This window comes from Klebsiella sp. RC2, assembly GCF_014192815.1.
GTDB classification, from domain to species: Bacteria; Pseudomonadota; Gammaproteobacteria; order Enterobacterales; family Enterobacteriaceae; genus Klebsiella; species Klebsiella variicola.
In genome coordinates this window covers 1-15,448 of record NZ_JACHYL010000012.1, presented here as the reverse complement: position 1 = coordinate 15,448, position 15,448 = coordinate 1, and the positions used below count along the sequence as shown (strand labels likewise).

Here is a 15,448-nt window from a genome sequence, read left to right as displayed (position 1 = left end):
ATGCCTTTCACACCCCTGGTGACCGCTAGCATTGAGACGGCGCTGAATACTTTTCTCTGGCGTGACAAGGCGCTAAAACCCGCTCGTCAGCGCCTGCTGGGTAAGGTATTGCGAGTTCAACTGCAGGACTTCTCCACCCCGATCGTACTGGCGTTCAGCGAACGCCAGGTTGATGTCCTGAGCGCCTGGGAGGGAGAGGCCGACTGCACTGTGATTACCCGGCTCAGCGTGCTGCCCAAACTGCGTAATCGTCAGCAGCTCACGGCGCTTATCCGTAGCGGAGATCTGGAAGTGCAGGGCGATCTGCAGGTGGTGCAGAATATGGTCTCCCTGTGCGATCTGGCGGAGTTCGATCCCGCTGAACTGCTGGCGCCTTATACTGGCGATATCGTGGCTGAAGGCGTTGGCAAAGTCCTCCGCGGCGGCGCTCAGTTTTTACTGAAAGGCGCGCAGCGCCAGCAGCGCTATGTCGCAGAAGCGATCACTGAAGAGTGGCGACTGGCACCGGGGCCGCTGGAGCTGGCATGGTTTGCGGAAGAAACGACGGCTATTGAACGCGCGCTGGCCGCACTGGAAAAACGGCTGGAAACGCTGGAGGGCAAATGACGCCAGGAGAATTACGGCGCCTGTATTTCATCATCCACACCTTTTTGAGCTACGGGCTCGATGAGCTCATCCCCAAAATTCGTCTCACGCTGCCGCTGCGTATCTGGCGGCGGATGCTGTTCTGGATGCCAAATCGTCATCAAGACCAACCCCTTGGCACTCGTCTGCGCCTGGCGCTTCAGGAGCTGGGGCCGGTGTGGATTAAATTTGGCCAGATGCTTTCCACCCGCCGGGATCTCTTCCCGCCGCATATTGCCGATCAGCTGGCGCTGTTGCAGGACCGCGTAGCGCCCTTTGAAGGAAAGCTCGCGCAGCAGCAGATAGAGAAAGCGATGGGGGGCCTGCCGGTGGAAGCCTGGTTTGATGATTTCTCCGTAGAGCCGTTAGCCTCGGCGTCCATCGCCCAGGTGCATACCGCACGTCTGAAAGAGAATGGCAAAGAGGTGGTGATCAAGGTTATCCGCCCGGATATTTTGCCGATCATTAAAGCGGACATGAAGCTCATCTACCGCCTGGCGCGCTGGGTACCGCGTCTGCTGCCTGACGGCCGCCGTCTGCGCCCGCAGGAGGTGGTTCGCGAATATGAAAAAACGCTGCTGGACGAGCTGAACCTGTTGCGGGAATCCGCCAACGCCATTCAGCTGCGGCGTAATTTCGAAGATAGTCCGATGCTGTACGTGCCGGAGGTGTACCCCGACTACTGCAGCGAAAGCATGATGGTGATGGAGCGCATCTACGGTATCCCGGTGTCCGACGTGGAGGCGCTGGAGGCCCAGGGGACCAACATGCAGCTGCTGGCGGAGCGGGGCGTGCAGGTCTTCTTTACCCAGGTGTTCCGCGACAGCTTCTTTCATGCCGATATGCACCCTGGCAACATATTCGTCAGCTACGAGCACCCGGAAGATCCGCAGTATATCGGCATCGACTGCGGTATTGTCGGCTCGCTGAACAAAGAAGATAAGCGCTATCTGGCGGAAAACTTTATCGCCTTCTTTAACCGCGATTATCGTAAGGTGGCTGAGCTGCACGTCGATTCCGGTTGGGTACCGCCCGATACGAATGTCGAAGAGTTTGAGTTCGCGATCCGCACGGTCTGCGAGCCGATCTTTGAGAAGCCGCTGGCGGAGATCTCCTTCGGCCACGTGCTGCTTAATCTGTTCAATACCGCGCGGCGTTTCAATATGGAAGTCCAGCCGCAGCTCGTTTTACTACAGAAGACATTACTTTACGTAGAAGGGGTAGGCCGGCAGCTCTATCCTCAGTTAGACTTGTGGAAAACGGCGAAGCCTTTCCTCGAGTCGTGGATCAAAGATCAGGTCGGCATTCCGGCGCTGGTGCGCGCGTTTAAAGACAAAGCGCCGTTCTGGATCGAAAGAATGCCTGAAATACCTGAGCTGGTGTATCAGAGCCTGCAGCAGAGCAAACAGCTGCAGACCAGCGTCGATACCATCGTGCGGGATATGCATGTGCGTCATGTGCGCCAGGGCCAATCCCGTTATCTGTTTGGTATAGGCGCGGTTTTATTGCTCAGTGGTACGCTGCTCTTTATCCATCGCCCTGAGTGGGGAATGATGCCCGGCTGGTTGATGGCCGGCGGTGTGGTGACCTGGCTGATTGGCTGGCGGAAAATCCACTGATCGGTTCGCCTCTTCATGACGCAGGCTTATTTGCGCAAAATCATGCCGGCGGCCTGACGAAGAGGCGGCTCGCAGGATGGCGTGTATAATGCGTCCACATAATTCATCATCTGTCATAGGGGAACGTGTATGGGTGGTATCAGTATTTGGCAGTTATTAATTGTTGTCGTCATCGTAGTTCTGCTTTTTGGGACGAAGAAGCTGAGCTCACTGGGGTCAGACTTAGGGGCATCTATCAAAGGCTTTAAAAAAGCCATGAGTGATGATGATAAACCCGAAAAGTCGGCGCCAGACGCAGATTTCACGGCGAAAACCATCGCCGATAAACAGGATGATGCAAAAAAAGACGAGACAAAACGCCACGACAAAGAGCAGGTGTAACTCGTGTTCGATATTGGTTTTAGTGAACTACTGCTGGTGTTTGTGATTGGCCTCATTGTTCTGGGGCCACAGCGGCTTCCCGTCGCGGTTAAAACGGTGGTTGGCTGGATCCGTACGCTACGCTCGCTGGCGACCACGGTACAAAATGAGCTGGCCCAGGAGCTAAAACTGCAGGAGTTCCAGGAGAGCCTCAAGAAGGTGGAAAAGGCTAGCCTGAATAACCTGACGCCGGAGCTGAAAGCCTCCATGGATGAACTGCGCGAGGCTGCGGAGTCGATGAAGCGCTCCTATAGCGCCCACGATCCTGAAAAGGCCAGCGACGAAGCCAATACCATCCTTAATCCGGTGGTGAAAGGCAGTGAAGCGCAGCGCCAGGACGTCACGCTGGCGACGGCAGAACATCAGGCCAGCGCTCCGGCTCATGCGCCGGATCCTGTCGCCGATGAGCAACCCGCTTCACCGGCTGAACTTCCGGCAGAGAAAACATCCGCTACGGCGGCAGCCCCTCATTCTTCCCCCGCATCGAGTGATAAACCGTAAACATGGGCGTAGACGATACACAACCGCTAATTTCGCATCTGATTGAGCTGCGCAAGCGTCTGCTCAACAGCATCATTGCTATCCTGGTGATCTTCCTGGCGCTGGTCTATTTCGCCAATGATATCTACCAGCTGGTCTCGGCCCCGCTTATCAGCAAGATGCCGGTAGGCGCGACGATGATCGCCACTGATGTCGCTTCACCTTTCTTCACGCCGATAAAGCTGACCTTCATGGTGTCGGTGATCCTGTCAGTGCCGATTATTCTTTACCAGGTATGGGCCTTCGTCGCGCCGGCGCTGTATAAGCACGAGCGCCGGCTGGTGGTGCCTTTACTGGTATCCAGTACGCTGCTGTTCTATATCGGCATGGCTTTCGCTTATTTTGTCGTGTTTCCGCTGGCGTTCGGCTTCCTGACCCATGCTGCACCGGAGGGGGTGCTGGTCTCGACCGATATCCGCAGCTATCTCGACTTCGTGATGGCGCTGTTTATGGCTTTCGGGGTCTCTTTTGAGGTACCGGTCGCCATTGTGCTGCTCTGCTGGATGGGCGTTACCACGCCGGAAGAGCTGCGCAAAAAACGGCCGTATGTGCTGGTGGGCGCCTTCGTGGTGGGTATGCTGCTGACACCGCCGGACGTATTCTCGCAGACGCTGCTGGCCATTCCTATGTACTGTCTGTTTGAAGTCGGGGTGTTCTTCGCCCGCTTCTACACCGGGAAGCGCCTGACGCGTGATGACGACGCTGCGGCCGAAGCTGAAGCCGCGGAGCACAGAGAAGAGTAATACCGCCAACCGCCCGTCAGGGCGGTTGTCATATGGGAGCGATCATGTTTGATATCGGCGTTAATCTCACCAGTTCGCAGTTTTCCCGCGACCATGATGAGGTGGTGGCGCGCGCCCGGGCGGCGGGGGTTCACGGCATGCTGCTGACCGGCACAAATTTGCCGGAGAGCCAGCAGGCCCAGAGAATGGCGAGCCATTATTCCGGTTGCTGGTCCACGGCAGGGGTTCATCCCCATGACGGCAGCAGCTGGTCGCCAGCGGTCGCCGAGGCGATTTATACCCTCGCCCGCGAGCCACAGGTGGTGGCGATAGGTGAGTGCGGTCTGGATTTCAACCGTAATTTCTCCACGCCGCAGGAGCAGGAGGCAGCGTTCAGCGCCCAGCTGGCGCTGGCCGCTGAGCTGTCGATGCCGGTGTTTTTACACTGCCGCGACGCCCACGACCGGTTTCTGGCGTTGCTTAAACCCTGGCTTGAGAAGATCCCGGGCGCGGTGCTGCACTGCTTTACCGGCAGCCGCAGCGAGGTGCAGGAATGCCTGGATCTGGGCCTGTTTATCGGTATTACCGGTTGGGTATGCGATGAGCGGCGGGGACTGGAGCTGCGCGAGCTGCTGCCGGCGATCCCGGCGGAACGTCTGCTGCTGGAGACCGATGCGCCTTATCTGCTGCCTCGCGACCTCAAGCCGAGACCGGCCTCGCGGCGTAACGAGCCCGCGTATTTGCCGCATATCCTGGCCAGCGTCGCGAGCTGGCGGGGCGAAGAGACGCAATGGCTGGAGGCGCAAACGGACGCAAACGTCAGGACGCTGTTTGGCATCGACGTTAACGGCGTTTAGATTTTCTGGAAGTCGGTATTTTTAACGCTCTGCAGGACTTGCTTATTCAGCAGGTTTAACAGCAACATAGAACGAGCTTCGCCGTCCGGCTCGGTGAAGATAGCCTGTAAGCCTTCGAACGCGCCGTCGGTGATTAGCACGCTATCGCCCTCATGCGGCGTTTCCGGGTCGGTAATGCCTTCTGGTTTGTAGATAGAGAGCTGATGAATCACCGCCGAGGGAACGACAGCGGGCAGGGCGCCAAAGCGCACGAAGTTGTTAACCCCGCGGGTGGCGCTGATGGTAGTGGTATGAATCACCTCTGGATCGAACTCAATAAACAGGTAGTTCGGGAACAGCGGTTCGCTGACCATGGTGCGTTTACCGCGAATGATTTTTTCCAGCGCAATCGTCGGCATCAGGCAGTTAACTGACTGACGTTCCAGATGTTCCTGGGCTCGTTGTAGCTGCCCACGTTTGCAATACAGTAAGTACCAGGCTTGCATAATGACTCATTCCACTTCTAATAACGGCAAGCATAACAAATGGCTGGTGTAATCGCGAAAGCCATTATAATTGAAATCCAAATTTCAGCGTTCTTTCACGCTAATTTAACAAAATTACAGCATCGCGCCGTCGAACACCGTATAATTAGCCGCCTGTAGAGAGGTCAATAACACTTTCATGAAATACCACGATCTTCGCGACTTTCTGACACTCCTGGAACAACAGGGCGAACTAAAACGTATCACTCTGCCGGTCGATCCTCACCTGGAAATCACCGAAATTGCCGACCGGACCCTGCGTGCCGGTGGCCCGGCGCTGCTGTTTGAAAACCCGAAAGGCTACTCGATGCCGGTGCTGTGCAATCTGTTTGGCACGCCGCGTCGTGTGGCGCTAGGGATGGGCCAGGAAGACGTCAGTTCGCTACGGGAAGTCGGGAAGCTATTGGCCTTTCTGAAAGAGCCGGAGCCGCCAAAAGGCTTCCGCGATCTGTTTGATAAGCTGCCGCAGTTCAAGCAAGTGCTGAATATGCCGACCAAACGCCTGCGCGGTGCGCCCTGCCAACAAAAAATCATCCAGGGCGATGACGTCGACCTGAATAAAATCCCGATTATGACCTGCTGGCCGGAAGATGCCGCGCCGCTGATCACCTGGGGGCTAACGGTGACCCGCGGGCCGCACAAAGAGCGGCAGAACCTGGGAATTTATCGCCAGCAGCTGATCGGTAAAAACAAACTCATCATGCGTTGGTTATCCCACCGCGGCGGCGCGCTCGATTTCCAGGAGTGGTGCGCGGCGCATCCCGGCGAGCGCTTCCCGGTTTCCGTGGCGCTTGGCGCCGATCCGGCGACCATTCTTGGCGCGGTGACGCCGGTGCCCGATACCCTGTCGGAATATGCTTTCGCAGGCTTGCTGCGCGGCACCAAGACCGAAGTGGTGAAGTGCGTTTCCAATGACCTTGAAGTGCCGGCCAGCGCGGAAATTGTGCTCGAAGGTTACATTGAGGCCGGGGAGATGGCGCCGGAAGGCCCGTATGGCGATCATACTGGCTACTACAATGAAGTGGATAGCTTCCCGGTGTTTACGGTAACCCACATTACCCAGCGCGAAGACGCGATTTATCATTCGACCTATACCGGTCGTCCGCCGGATGAACCTGCGGTGCTGGGCGTGGCGCTGAACGAAGTCTTTGTGCCGATTCTGCAAAAGCAGTTCCCGGAAATCGTCGACTTTTATCTGCCGCCGGAAGGGTGTTCCTATCGCCTGGCGGTGGTGACCATGAAAAAACAGTACGCGGGCCATGCCAAGCGCGTGATGATGGGCGTCTGGTCATTCCTGCGCCAGTTCATGTATACCAAATTCGTGATCGTATGCGATGACGACGTCAACGCACGCGACTGGAACGACGTGATTTGGGCGATTACTACCCGTATGGACCCGGCTCGTGATACGGTACTGGTAGAAAATACGCCAATAGATTATCTGGATTTTGCCTCGCCGGTTTCCGGCCTGGGTTCAAAAATGGGGCTGGATGCCACAAATAAATGGCCTGGCGAAACCCAGCGTGAATGGGGTCGTCCAATCAAAAAAGATCCTCAGGTGACGGCGCGCATCGACGCCATCTGGGATGAACTGGCCATCTTTAAATAACAGTAAGCGGGGCTAACGCCGCTGTTTTGCTCTATAGACCCGACAGAGGGGACGCATGACAACCTTAAGCTGTAAAGTGACCTCAGTGGAGGCGATTACCGATACCGTGTATCGCGTTCGATTAGTACCGGAAGCGGCATTCTCTTTCCGCGCTGGCCAGTATCTGATGGTGGTAATGGACGAGCGCGATAAGCGTCCGTTCTCTATGGCTTCCACGCCGTCAGAGCACGAGTTTATCGAGCTGCATATCGGTGCTTCTGAACTTAATCTGTATGCGATGGCGGTGATGGATCGCATTCTGAAAGAGCGTGAAATTGAGGTTGATATTCCGCATGGCGAAGCGTGGCTGCGCGATGACGAAGATCGCCCGCTGATTCTGATCGCCGGCGGCACCGGTTTCTCTTATGTGCGTTCTATTCTGTTAACCGCACTGGCGCGTAACCCGGATCGCGATATCGCCATTTATTGGGGCGGCCGCGAGGCTAAGCATTTGTACGATCTGGCCGAGCTGGAAGCGTTAAGTATCAAACATCCGAATCTGCGCATCGAGCCGGTGGTCGAGCAACCGGAAGAAGGGTGGCGCGGTCGTTCCGGTACGGTACTGACTGCCGTGCTGCAGGATTACGGCACGCTGGCCGAGCATGATATCTACATTGCCGGTCGTTTTGAGATGGCCAAGATTGCCCGCGACCTGTTCTGCAACGAACGCGGCGCGCGCGAAGATCGCCTGTTTGGCGACGCGTTTGCGTTTATCTGAAAATAAAAAAACCCGCCCCTGACAGGCGGGAAGAACGGCAACTAAACCTGCTCTCTTCGCCATTGCTGCCTGCTTCTGGTCGCAATGGCGTTGAGATAACCCTTCGATTAAATCCGCTCAAACACAGTGGCAATACCCTGACCTAAACCGATACACATGGTCGCCAGACCGAACTGAGCGTCTTTGCGTTCCATCTGATTGATCAACGTGGTGCTAATGCGCGCCCCGGAGCAGCCCAGCGGATGTCCGAGCGCGATCGCGCCGCCGTTGAGGTTGATCTTCTCGTCAATCTGCTCCATTAAGCCCAGATCTTTAATACACGGCAGGATCTGCGCGGCAAACGCTTCATTCATTTCAAAGACGTCGATATCGCTGGTGGATAAGCCCGCTTTTTTCAGCGCCAGCTTTGAGGCCGGAACCGGGCCATAACCCATAATGGACGGGTCGCAGCCGACCACCGCCATCGAACGGACGCGGGCGCGTGGCTTCAGCCCCAGCTCGCGGGCGCGGCTTTCGCTCATCAGCAGCATTGCCGCCGCGCCGTCGGAAAGGGCGGAAGAGGTGCCTGCCGTTACCGTGCCGGTCACCGGATCAAATGCCGGTCTCAGCGCCGCCAGCGCTTCGACGGTGGTTTCCGGGCGGATCACTTCGTCATAGTTAAAAGACTTCAGTACGCCATCGGCATCGTGGCCACCGGTCGGGATAATCTCGGCTTTGAAGGCGCCTGATTGCGTCGCCGCCCAGGCGCGAGCGTGAGAGCGTGCGGCGAACTGATCCTGCATTTCGCGGCTGATGCCGTGCAGACGCGCCAGCATTTCCGCGGTCAGCCCCATCATGCCGGCGGCTTTCGCCACATTACGGCTGAGGCCCGGATGGAAATCGACACCGTGGCTCATTGGCACATGGCCCATGTGCTCAACGCCGCCAATCAGGCAGACGCTGGCATCGCCGGTCATGATCATACGGGCCGCATCGTGCAGCGCCTGCATGGAGGAACCGCACAGACGGTTAACCGTCGTCGCCGGTACCGAGTGCGGGATTTCTGCCAGCAGCGCGGCGTTACGCGCAATGTTGAAACCCTGCTCCAGCGTTTGTTGCACGCAGCCCCAGTAAATATCGTCAATCGCGCTCGCCTCAAGCGACGGGTTACGCGAAAGCAGGCTACGCATCAGGTGCGCGGAGAGGTCTTCCGCACGCACGTTGCGAAAGGCGCCGCCCTTCGAACGGCCCATCGGGGTGCGAATTGCATCGACAATGACAACCTGTTCCATTGTGACTCCTTAAGCCGTTTTCAGAGCGCCAACCGGACGGGCTGGCTCTACCTGGGGATAATACGCTTCGTTATGGCGCGCTTTGTCACGCAGACCGGCTGGCACTTCATACAGCGGGCCAAGGTGCTGGTATTGCTGTGCCATATCGAGATACTTCGCGCTGCCGATGGTGTCCAGCCAGCGGAATGCGCCGCCGTGGAACGGAGGGAAGCCCAGGCCGTATACCAGCGCCATATCCGCTTCCGCCGGGCTGGCGATAATGCCTTCTTCCAGGCAGCGGACGACTTCGTTAACCATCGGGATCATCATGCGGGCGATAATCTCTTCATCGCTGAAATCGCGCTTCGGCTGGCTGACGTCGGCCAGCAGGCTGTCGACGGCAGCGTCTTCTTCTTTCTTCGGCTTACCTTTGCTGTCTTCTTTATAACGCCAGAAACCGAGGCCGTTCTTCTGGCCGAAACGGTTGGCGTCAAACAGGGCGTCGATGGCGTCGCGATAATCTTTCTGCATCCGCTGCGGGAAGCCCGCCGCCATCACGGCCTGAGCATGGTGGGCGGTATCGATGCCGACAACATCCAGCAGATAGGCCGGGCCCATTGGCCAGCCAAACTGTTTTTCCATCACTTTGTCGACCTTGCGGAAATCCGCCCCGTCGCGCAGCAGCTGGCTGAAGCCGGCGAAGTAGGGGAACAGCACGCGGTTGACGAAGAAGCCGGGACAATCATTCACCACGATTGGCGTCTTGCCCATTTTGCTGGCCCAGGCCACAACTTTGGCAATGGTCTTATCCGAGGTTTTTTCGCCGCGGATCACTTCAACCAGCGGCATGCGATGCACCGGGTTAAAGAAGTGCATACCGCAGAAGTTTTCCGGGCGTTGCAGAACGCTGGCCAGTTCGCTGATGGGGATTGTTGAGGTGTTGGATGCCAGCACGGTATCCGGGCGCACTTTTGCCTCGGTTTCGGCCAGCACCGCTTTCTTCACTTTCGGGTTTTCGACCACCGCTTCAACAACCACGTCGACGCGATCAAAACCGCTGTATTCCAGGGTTGGCTGAATGGTGCTGATCACTCCGGCCAGCTTCAGACCGTCGATTTTGCCGCGTTCCAGCTGTTTATTCAGCAGTTTCGCCGCTTCGGTCATGCCCAGGGTCAGCGATTTGTCGCTAATGTCTTTCATCACCACCGGCACGCCTTTCCAGGCCGACTGGTATGCGATACCGCCGCCCATAATGCCAGCGCCCAGGACAGCAGCATGCTTCGGCGTCTCGACATCTTTGGTCAACTTTTTCGCTTTCGCTTTGACGTACTGGTCGTTCAGGAAGATACCAACCAGCGCGCGGGCCTCATTGGTATGGGCCAGCGGGACAAAGCTTTTATTTTCCAGCACCAGGGCTTCTTCACGACCAAGACGTGCGGCGGCTTCAATGGTTTTCACCGCGGTGATCGGCGCCGGGTAATGTTTCCCGGCCGTTTGCGCGACCATGCCTTTGGCAATCGTGAAGCTCATGGTAGCTTCAATTTTGCTGAGCTTCAGCGGCTCTAGTTTCGGCTGACGTTTTGCTTTCCAGTCCAGATCGCCATTAATCGCCTGACGCAGGATCGCCAGCGCGCCGTCACGCAGTTTTTCCGCTGCGACCACACCATCCACCAGGCCGATTTTCAGCGCCTGATCGGCGCCGACGTCTTTCCCGGCGGCAATAATTTCCAGCGCGCTATCGGCGCCGAGCAAGCGTGGCAGACGCACAGAACCGCCGAAGCCCGGCATAATGCCAAGCTTGGTTTCCGGCAGACCGATACGCAGATCCGGCGTCGCCAGGCGGTAATCGGTCGCCAGGACGCATTCACAACCGCCGCCCAGCGCGTAACCATTGACGGCAGAGATCGTCGGGACGGGAAGATCTTCCAGACGATTGAAAACGCTGTTAGCAAAATGCAACCACTGGCTTAACTGCTCCTCAGGGACCAGGAACAGCGAGAGGAATTCGGTGATATCCGCGCCGACGATAAACGCCGCTTTTTCAGAGCGCAGCAGCAGACCTTTGAGATCGTTTTGTTTTTCCAGTACGTCCAGCGCGTGACCGAGGCTGGCTACGGTTGCGGTATCAAGCTTGTTGACCGAACCTGGGGCATCGAACACCAGTTCGGCGATGCCATCTTCCAGCCAGTCGAGGTACAGGGTGTCGCCTTTGTAGAGCATGTCAGTCTCCTGAATCCAGCAATATGATCTGGTCATACCAGATGAAACGGAGTGTGGAATTTATGTTAAAGAATTGCAAATTACTCTTTAAATAATTGCTGGTCGGATCACATCCGGCGGAAATCACCCGCACGCAGGGTGATGTGCTAAGATGCGGAGTATCACGATCCCATAAAAGCAAAGGATGAAAGATGGAATCCCTGTCCGCGCTCTATAAAAATCATATTGTTACCCTACAAGAACGTACCCGCGACGTGCTGGCCCGTTTTCAGATGGATGCGCTGCTGATTCACTCCGGTGAGCTGGTTAACGTCTTCCTTGACGACCACCCGTACCCGTTCAAGGTCAATCCGCAGTTCAAAGCCTGGGTGCCAGTGACGCAGGTGCCTAACTGCTGGCTGCTGGTGGATGGCGTTAACAAACCGAAGCTGTGGTTCTATCTGCCGGTCGATTACTGGCACAACGTCGAGCCGCTACCGACCGCATTCTGGACCGAAGAGGTTGACGTCATTGCTCTGCCGAAGGCCGATGGCATCGGCAGCCAGCTACCTGCCGCTCGCGGTAATATCGGTTATATTGGGCCGGTACCGGAGCGCGCGCTGGGGCTGGGTATCGCTGCGGATAAGATCAACCCGAAAGGGGTTATCGATTACCTGCACTACTATCGGGCTTACAAAACGGATTACGAGCTGGCCTGTATGCGTGAAGCGCAGAAATCGGCGGTCAATGGTCATCGCGCGGCCTATGAAGCTTTCCAGTCCGGGATGAGCGAATTCGATATCAACCAGGCCTATCTCACCGCCACTGGTCACCGCGATACCGACGTGCCTTACAGCAACATTGTCGCGCTGAATGAGCATGCCTCCGTCCTGCACTACACCAAACTGGATCATCGCGCCCCGGCGGAGATGCGCAGCTTCCTGCTCGACGCTGGCGCAGAATATAACGGCTATGCCGCGGATCTGACGCGAACCTGGGCGGCGCACGGCGACAACGACTTTGCCCATCTGATCAAAGACGTTAATGACGAGCAGCTGGCGCTGATTAGCACCATGAAGGCCGGGACTCGTTATGTTGATTACCATATCCAGTTCCATCAGCGCATCGCAAAGCTACTGCGTAAACACCAGTTGGTTACCGACATAAGCGAAGAGGCGATGGTGGAGAATGACCTGACCGGGCCGTTTATGCCGCACGGGATTGGCCATCCGCTGGGTCTGCAGGTGCATGATGTCGCTGGCTTTATGCAGGATGACACCGGTACGCATCTGGCGGCGCCGTCGAAATACCCGTATCTGCGCTGCACCCGTATTATCGAGCCGCGCATGGTGCTGACTATTGAACCCGGCATCTACTTCATCGAGTCGTTACTGGCGCCGTGGCGTGAAGGCCCGTTCAGCAAGCACTTCAACTGGCAGAAAATTGACGCCATGAAGCCGTTTGGCGGGATCCGTATCGAAGATAACGTGGTGGTTCACGAAAACAGCATTGAAAATATGACGCGCGATCTGAAGCTGGCGTAATGGAAAGCTGGTTAATCCCGGCGGCGCCGGTTACCGTCGTTGAGGAGATTAAAAAAAGCCGTTTTCTCACGCTGTTGGCGCATACCGACGGCGTGGCGGCGGCAAAAGCGTTTGTCGAGTCCGTCAGAGCGGATCACCCTGATGCGCGCCACCACTGCGTGGCGTGGGTCGCCGGGCCGCCTGATGATTCGCAACAGCTGGGGTTTTCTGACGATGGCGAACCGGCGGGGACGGCGGGTAAACCGATGCTGGCGCAACTGATGGGGTGCGGCGTGGGTGAGATAACCGCTGTCGTCGTGCGCTACTACGGTGGTATCCTGCTGGGCACTGGCGGCCTGGTGAAAGCCTATGGCGGCGGTGTTCATCAGGCGCTGGCGCAGCTGACGACGCAGCGCAAGACACCGTTAACAGCATATACTTTGCAATGTGAGTATGGGCAACTGGCCGGTATCGAAGCGCTGCTCGCCCAATTCTCCGGGAAGGTAGTCGAAAGCGAATATCTGGCGTCGGTTCGGCTGCGCGTGGCGCTTCCCCGGGCCGAAGTGGCGGCTTTTTCAGCAAAACTGGCTGATTTTAGTCGCGGTTCATTGCAATTACTGAAGATTGACGAATAATCCCCTCTGTTTTTTTGCCTATCAAAGGAAGCGCCAGAGATGCATTTTCGCGCCATAACCCGAATCGTTGGACTGTTGGTCATCTTATTTTCGGGGACGATGATCGTTCCGGGATTAGTGGCCCTGATATATCGCGATGGCGCGGGGCGGGCCTTCACGCAAACCTTTTTTGTTGCGCTGGCGATTGGCTCCATGCTGTGGTGGCCGAATCGTAAACAAAAAGGCGAACTGAAATCCCGCGAAGGGTTTCTGATTGTGGTGCTGTTCTGGACCGTGCTGGGGAGCGTGGGGGCCTTGCCCTTTATTTTCGCCGAGCAGCCGAACCTGACGGTGACCGATGCCTTCTTCGAGTCATTTTCCGGCCTGACGACGACCGGAGCGACCACCCTGGTGGGTTTGGACTCATTACCTCATGCAATCCTCTTTTACCGGCAGATGCTGCAATGGTTCGGCGGCATGGGGATCATTGTGCTGGCGGTGGCGATTCTGCCTATCCTCGGCGTAGGGGGGATGCAGCTCTACCGCGCGGAAATGCCCGGTCCGTTGAAAGACAACAAGATGCGCCCGCGTATCGCCGAGACGGCGAAGACGCTGTGGCTTATCTATGTGTTATTGACGATAGCCTGCGCATTGGCGCTCTGGTTTGCCGGTATGCCGGCGTTCGATGCGATTGGGCACAGCTTTGCCACTATCGCCATCGGCGGTTTCTCGACTCACGATGCCAGCGTCGGCTATTTCAATAGCCCGATGATTAACTCTATCATCGCGATCTTTTTGCTGATCTCTGGCTGTAACTACGGTCTGCATTTTTCGTTATTGAGCGGACGCAGCCTGAAGGTGTACTGGCGCGACCCAGAATTTCGCATGTTCATTGGCGTCCAGTTGACGCTGGTCATCATCTGTACGCTGGTGCTATGGCTTCATAACGTGTATGGGTCGGTGCTGACGACGCTGAATCAGGCATTTTTCCAGGTGGTGTCGATGGCGACCACCGCGGGATTCACTACCGATAGCATTGCGCGCTGGCCGCTATTCCTGCCGGTGTTGCTGCTCTGCTCCGCATTTATCGGCGGCTGTGCCGGTTCCACGGGCGGTGGCTTAAAGGTGATCCGTATCCTGTTGCTGTTTAAGCAGGGCAACCGTGAGCTTAAGCGTCTGGTACACCCGAATGCGGTTTATAGCATCAAGTTAGGTAACCGCGCCTTGCCGGAACGTATTCTTGAAGCCGTGTGGGGGTTCTTCTCCGCCTATGCGCTGGTCTTTATCATTAGTATGTTGGCTATTATCGCCACCGGGGTGGATGATTTCTCTGCCTTCGCCTCCGTGGTGGCGACGTTGAACAACCTCGGGCCTGGGCTTGGCGTTGTCGCGGACAACTTTGCCACTATGAACCCGGTCGCGAAATGGATCCTGATTGCTAATATGCTGTTTGGTCGTCTGGAAGTGTTCACCTTACTGGTGCTCTTTACTCCCACTTTCTGGCGCGAATAACAGGAGTGCTCGTGAAAACTTTAATACTCTTCTCCACCCGCGACGGGCAGACCCGTGAAATCGCTTCGTTTCTGGCCTCCGAGCTGAAAGAGCTGGGCATCGACGCGGACATCTTGAACCTGAACCGTACCGATGTCGTCGAATGGCATCACTACGATCGGGTGGTCATCGGCGCGTCGATTCGCTACGGGCACTTTCATCCGGCGGTGGACCGCTTTGTGAAAAAGCATCTGGCATCATTGCAGGCGCTGCCGGGAGCATTCTTCTCTGTTAACCTGGTGGCGCGTAAACCCGAGAAGCGCACGCCGCAGACCAACAGCTATACGCGTAAGTTTCTGCTGAACTCGCCGTGGCAGCCGCAGAGCTGCGCGGTATTTGCCGGCGCGCTGCGCTACCCGCGCTACAGCTGGTACGATCGGTTTATGATCCGCCTGATTATGAAAATGACCGGGGGGGAAACGGATACCCGCAAAGAAGTGGTCTATACCGACTGGCAACAGGTATCCCGGTTTGCTCGGGAAATCGCACAAATGGCGCGCAAATAGCGCGTAAAACTTGCGTTGTGATGGAAAATCGAGCGAACGAAAAGTTTTTTTGAATTTCCCCTTGTCACCTCAGAATTACTCCCTATAATGCGCCTCCACTGACACGGAACAACGGCAAACAAGCCGCCGGGTC

Annotated in this window: 15 protein-coding genes; 12 read left to right on the top strand and 3 right to left on the bottom strand. The window is 56.8% G+C overall.

From position 1 onward, the window contains the following. The 6 genes from FHW76_RS25310 (at position 1) to tatD (ending at position 4,782) form a co-directional block, all read left to right on the top strand. The gene (locus FHW76_RS25310; protein ID WP_008807934.1) at positions 1–606 is read left to right on the top strand and encodes an SCP2 domain-containing protein; all 606 of its coding nucleotides are present in this window, start codon (positions 1–3) and stop codon (positions 604–606) included. Beyond that, entirely contained in the window at positions 603–2,243 is a 1,641-nt protein-coding gene (ubiB, locus tag FHW76_RS25305) for a ubiquinone biosynthesis regulatory protein kinase UbiB (RefSeq protein ID WP_183477078.1), read from the top strand. The genes FHW76_RS25310 and ubiB overlap by 4 nt, the downstream gene beginning before the upstream one ends. Positions 2,244–2,372: 129 nt before the next feature. After that, positions 2,373–2,624: a Sec-independent protein translocase subunit TatA gene (tatA, locus tag FHW76_RS25300; RefSeq protein WP_002883425.1), complete on the top strand. Its 252-nt coding sequence runs from the start codon at positions 2,373–2,375 to the stop codon at positions 2,622–2,624. A gap of 3 nt (positions 2,625–2,627) precedes the next feature. Beyond that, a complete protein-coding gene (gene tatB / locus FHW76_RS25295) occupies positions 2,628–3,164 on the top strand; it encodes a Sec-independent protein translocase protein TatB (RefSeq protein ID WP_183477076.1) in 537 nt (178 codons plus the stop codon). Between the two features lie 2 nt (positions 3,165–3,166). Continuing rightward, positions 3,167–3,946: a Sec-independent protein translocase subunit TatC gene (tatC, locus tag FHW76_RS25290; RefSeq protein WP_004886745.1), complete on the top strand. Its 780-nt coding sequence runs from the start codon at positions 3,167–3,169 to the stop codon at positions 3,944–3,946. Positions 3,947–3,978: 32 nt separating this feature from the next. Then, a complete protein-coding gene (tatD, locus tag FHW76_RS25285) occupies positions 3,979–4,782 on the top strand; it encodes a 3'-5' ssDNA/RNA exonuclease TatD (protein WP_162493294.1) in 804 nt (267 codons plus the stop codon). Here the strand turns inward: tatD and rfaH are convergent. After that, positions 4,779–5,267 (bottom strand): transcription/translation regulatory transformer protein RfaH, encoded by a 489-nt coding sequence (gene rfaH / locus FHW76_RS25280; RefSeq protein WP_008807930.1) that lies wholly within the window; start codon positions 5,265–5,267, stop codon positions 4,779–4,781. The genes tatD and rfaH overlap by 4 nt on opposite strands. Positions 5,268–5,445: 178 nt before the next feature. On the opposite strand from rfaH, the gene ubiD reads away from it, so the two are divergent. Then, the gene (gene ubiD, locus FHW76_RS25275; RefSeq protein WP_008807929.1) at positions 5,446–6,915 is read left to right on the top strand and encodes a 4-hydroxy-3-polyprenylbenzoate decarboxylase; all 1,470 of its coding nucleotides are present in this window, start codon (positions 5,446–5,448) and stop codon (positions 6,913–6,915) included. A gap of 55 nt (positions 6,916–6,970) precedes the next feature. Then, complete coding sequence (fre, locus tag FHW76_RS25270) at positions 6,971–7,672, top strand: NAD(P)H-flavin reductase (protein WP_008807928.1); 702 nt, start codon at positions 6,971–6,973, stop codon at positions 7,670–7,672. Positions 7,673–7,779: 107 nt separating this feature from the next. On the opposite strand, the gene fadA is transcribed toward fre, so the two are convergent. Together fadA and fadB are read right to left on the bottom strand one after the other, a co-directional pair. Continuing rightward, positions 7,780–8,943, bottom strand: a complete 1,164-nt coding sequence (fadA, locus tag FHW76_RS25265; RefSeq protein ID WP_008807927.1) for an acetyl-CoA C-acyltransferase FadA — start codon at positions 8,941–8,943, stop codon at positions 7,780–7,782. 9 nt (positions 8,944–8,952) lie between these two features. After that, entirely contained in the window at positions 8,953–11,142 is a 2,190-nt protein-coding gene (gene fadB / locus FHW76_RS25260) for a fatty acid oxidation complex subunit alpha FadB (RefSeq protein WP_012543218.1), read from the bottom strand. Positions 11,143–11,333: 191 nt separating this feature from the next. Here fadB and pepQ point away from each other — a divergent pair, with 191 nt between their 5' ends. Genes pepQ through hemG form a run of 4 tightly spaced genes read left to right on the top strand, consistent with a single transcriptional unit; the run spans position 11,334 to position 15,315 of the window. Further along, positions 11,334–12,665: a Xaa-Pro dipeptidase gene (gene pepQ / locus FHW76_RS25255; protein ID WP_012969182.1), complete on the top strand. Its 1,332-nt coding sequence runs from the start codon at positions 11,334–11,336 to the stop codon at positions 12,663–12,665. Next, positions 12,665–13,279 (top strand): IMPACT family protein, encoded by a 615-nt coding sequence (locus FHW76_RS25250; protein ID WP_183477074.1) that lies wholly within the window; start codon positions 12,665–12,667, stop codon positions 13,277–13,279. Before pepQ ends, FHW76_RS25250 begins: the two co-directional genes overlap by 1 nt. Positions 13,280–13,318: 39 nt before the next feature. After that, complete coding sequence (gene trkH / locus FHW76_RS25245) at positions 13,319–14,770, top strand: Trk system potassium transporter TrkH (RefSeq protein ID WP_008807923.1); 1,452 nt, start codon at positions 13,319–13,321, stop codon at positions 14,768–14,770. An 11-nt stretch (positions 14,771–14,781) separates the two neighbouring features. Beyond that, complete coding sequence (gene hemG, locus FHW76_RS25240) at positions 14,782–15,315, top strand: menaquinone-dependent protoporphyrinogen IX dehydrogenase (protein ID WP_050887809.1); 534 nt, start codon at positions 14,782–14,784, stop codon at positions 15,313–15,315. The last annotated feature ends 133 nt before the right edge of the window (positions 15,316–15,448 follow it).

Coding starts and splice junctions, on each gene's coding strand:
- FHW76_RS25310 (WP_008807934.1), top strand. CDS start 1: ATGCCTTTCACACCCCTGGTGACCGCTAGCATTGAGACGGCGCTGAAT.
- ubiB (WP_183477078.1), top strand. CDS start 603: ATGACGCCAGGAGAATTACGGCGCCTGTATTTCATCATCCACACCTTT.
- tatA (WP_002883425.1), top strand. CDS start 2,373: ATGGGTGGTATCAGTATTTGGCAGTTATTAATTGTTGTCGTCATCGTA.
- tatC (WP_004886745.1), top strand. CDS start 3,167: ATGGGCGTAGACGATACACAACCGCTAATTTCGCATCTGATTGAGCTG.
- tatD (WP_162493294.1), top strand. CDS start 3,979: ATGGGAGCGATCATGTTTGATATCGGCGTTAATCTCACCAGTTCGCAG.
- rfaH (WP_008807930.1), bottom strand. CDS start 5,267: ATGCAAGCCTGGTACTTACTGTATTGCAAACGTGGGCAGCTACAACGA.
- ubiD (WP_008807929.1), top strand. CDS start 5,446: ATGAAATACCACGATCTTCGCGACTTTCTGACACTCCTGGAACAACAG.
- fre (WP_008807928.1), top strand. CDS start 6,971: ATGACAACCTTAAGCTGTAAAGTGACCTCAGTGGAGGCGATTACCGAT.
- fadA (WP_008807927.1), bottom strand. CDS start 8,943: ATGGAACAGGTTGTCATTGTCGATGCAATTCGCACCCCGATGGGCCGT.
- fadB (WP_012543218.1), bottom strand. CDS start 11,142: ATGCTCTACAAAGGCGACACCCTGTACCTCGACTGGCTGGAAGATGGC.
- pepQ (WP_012969182.1), top strand. CDS start 11,334: ATGGAATCCCTGTCCGCGCTCTATAAAAATCATATTGTTACCCTACAA.
- FHW76_RS25250 (WP_183477074.1), top strand. CDS start 12,665: ATGGAAAGCTGGTTAATCCCGGCGGCGCCGGTTACCGTCGTTGAGGAG.
- trkH (WP_008807923.1), top strand. CDS start 13,319: ATGCATTTTCGCGCCATAACCCGAATCGTTGGACTGTTGGTCATCTTA.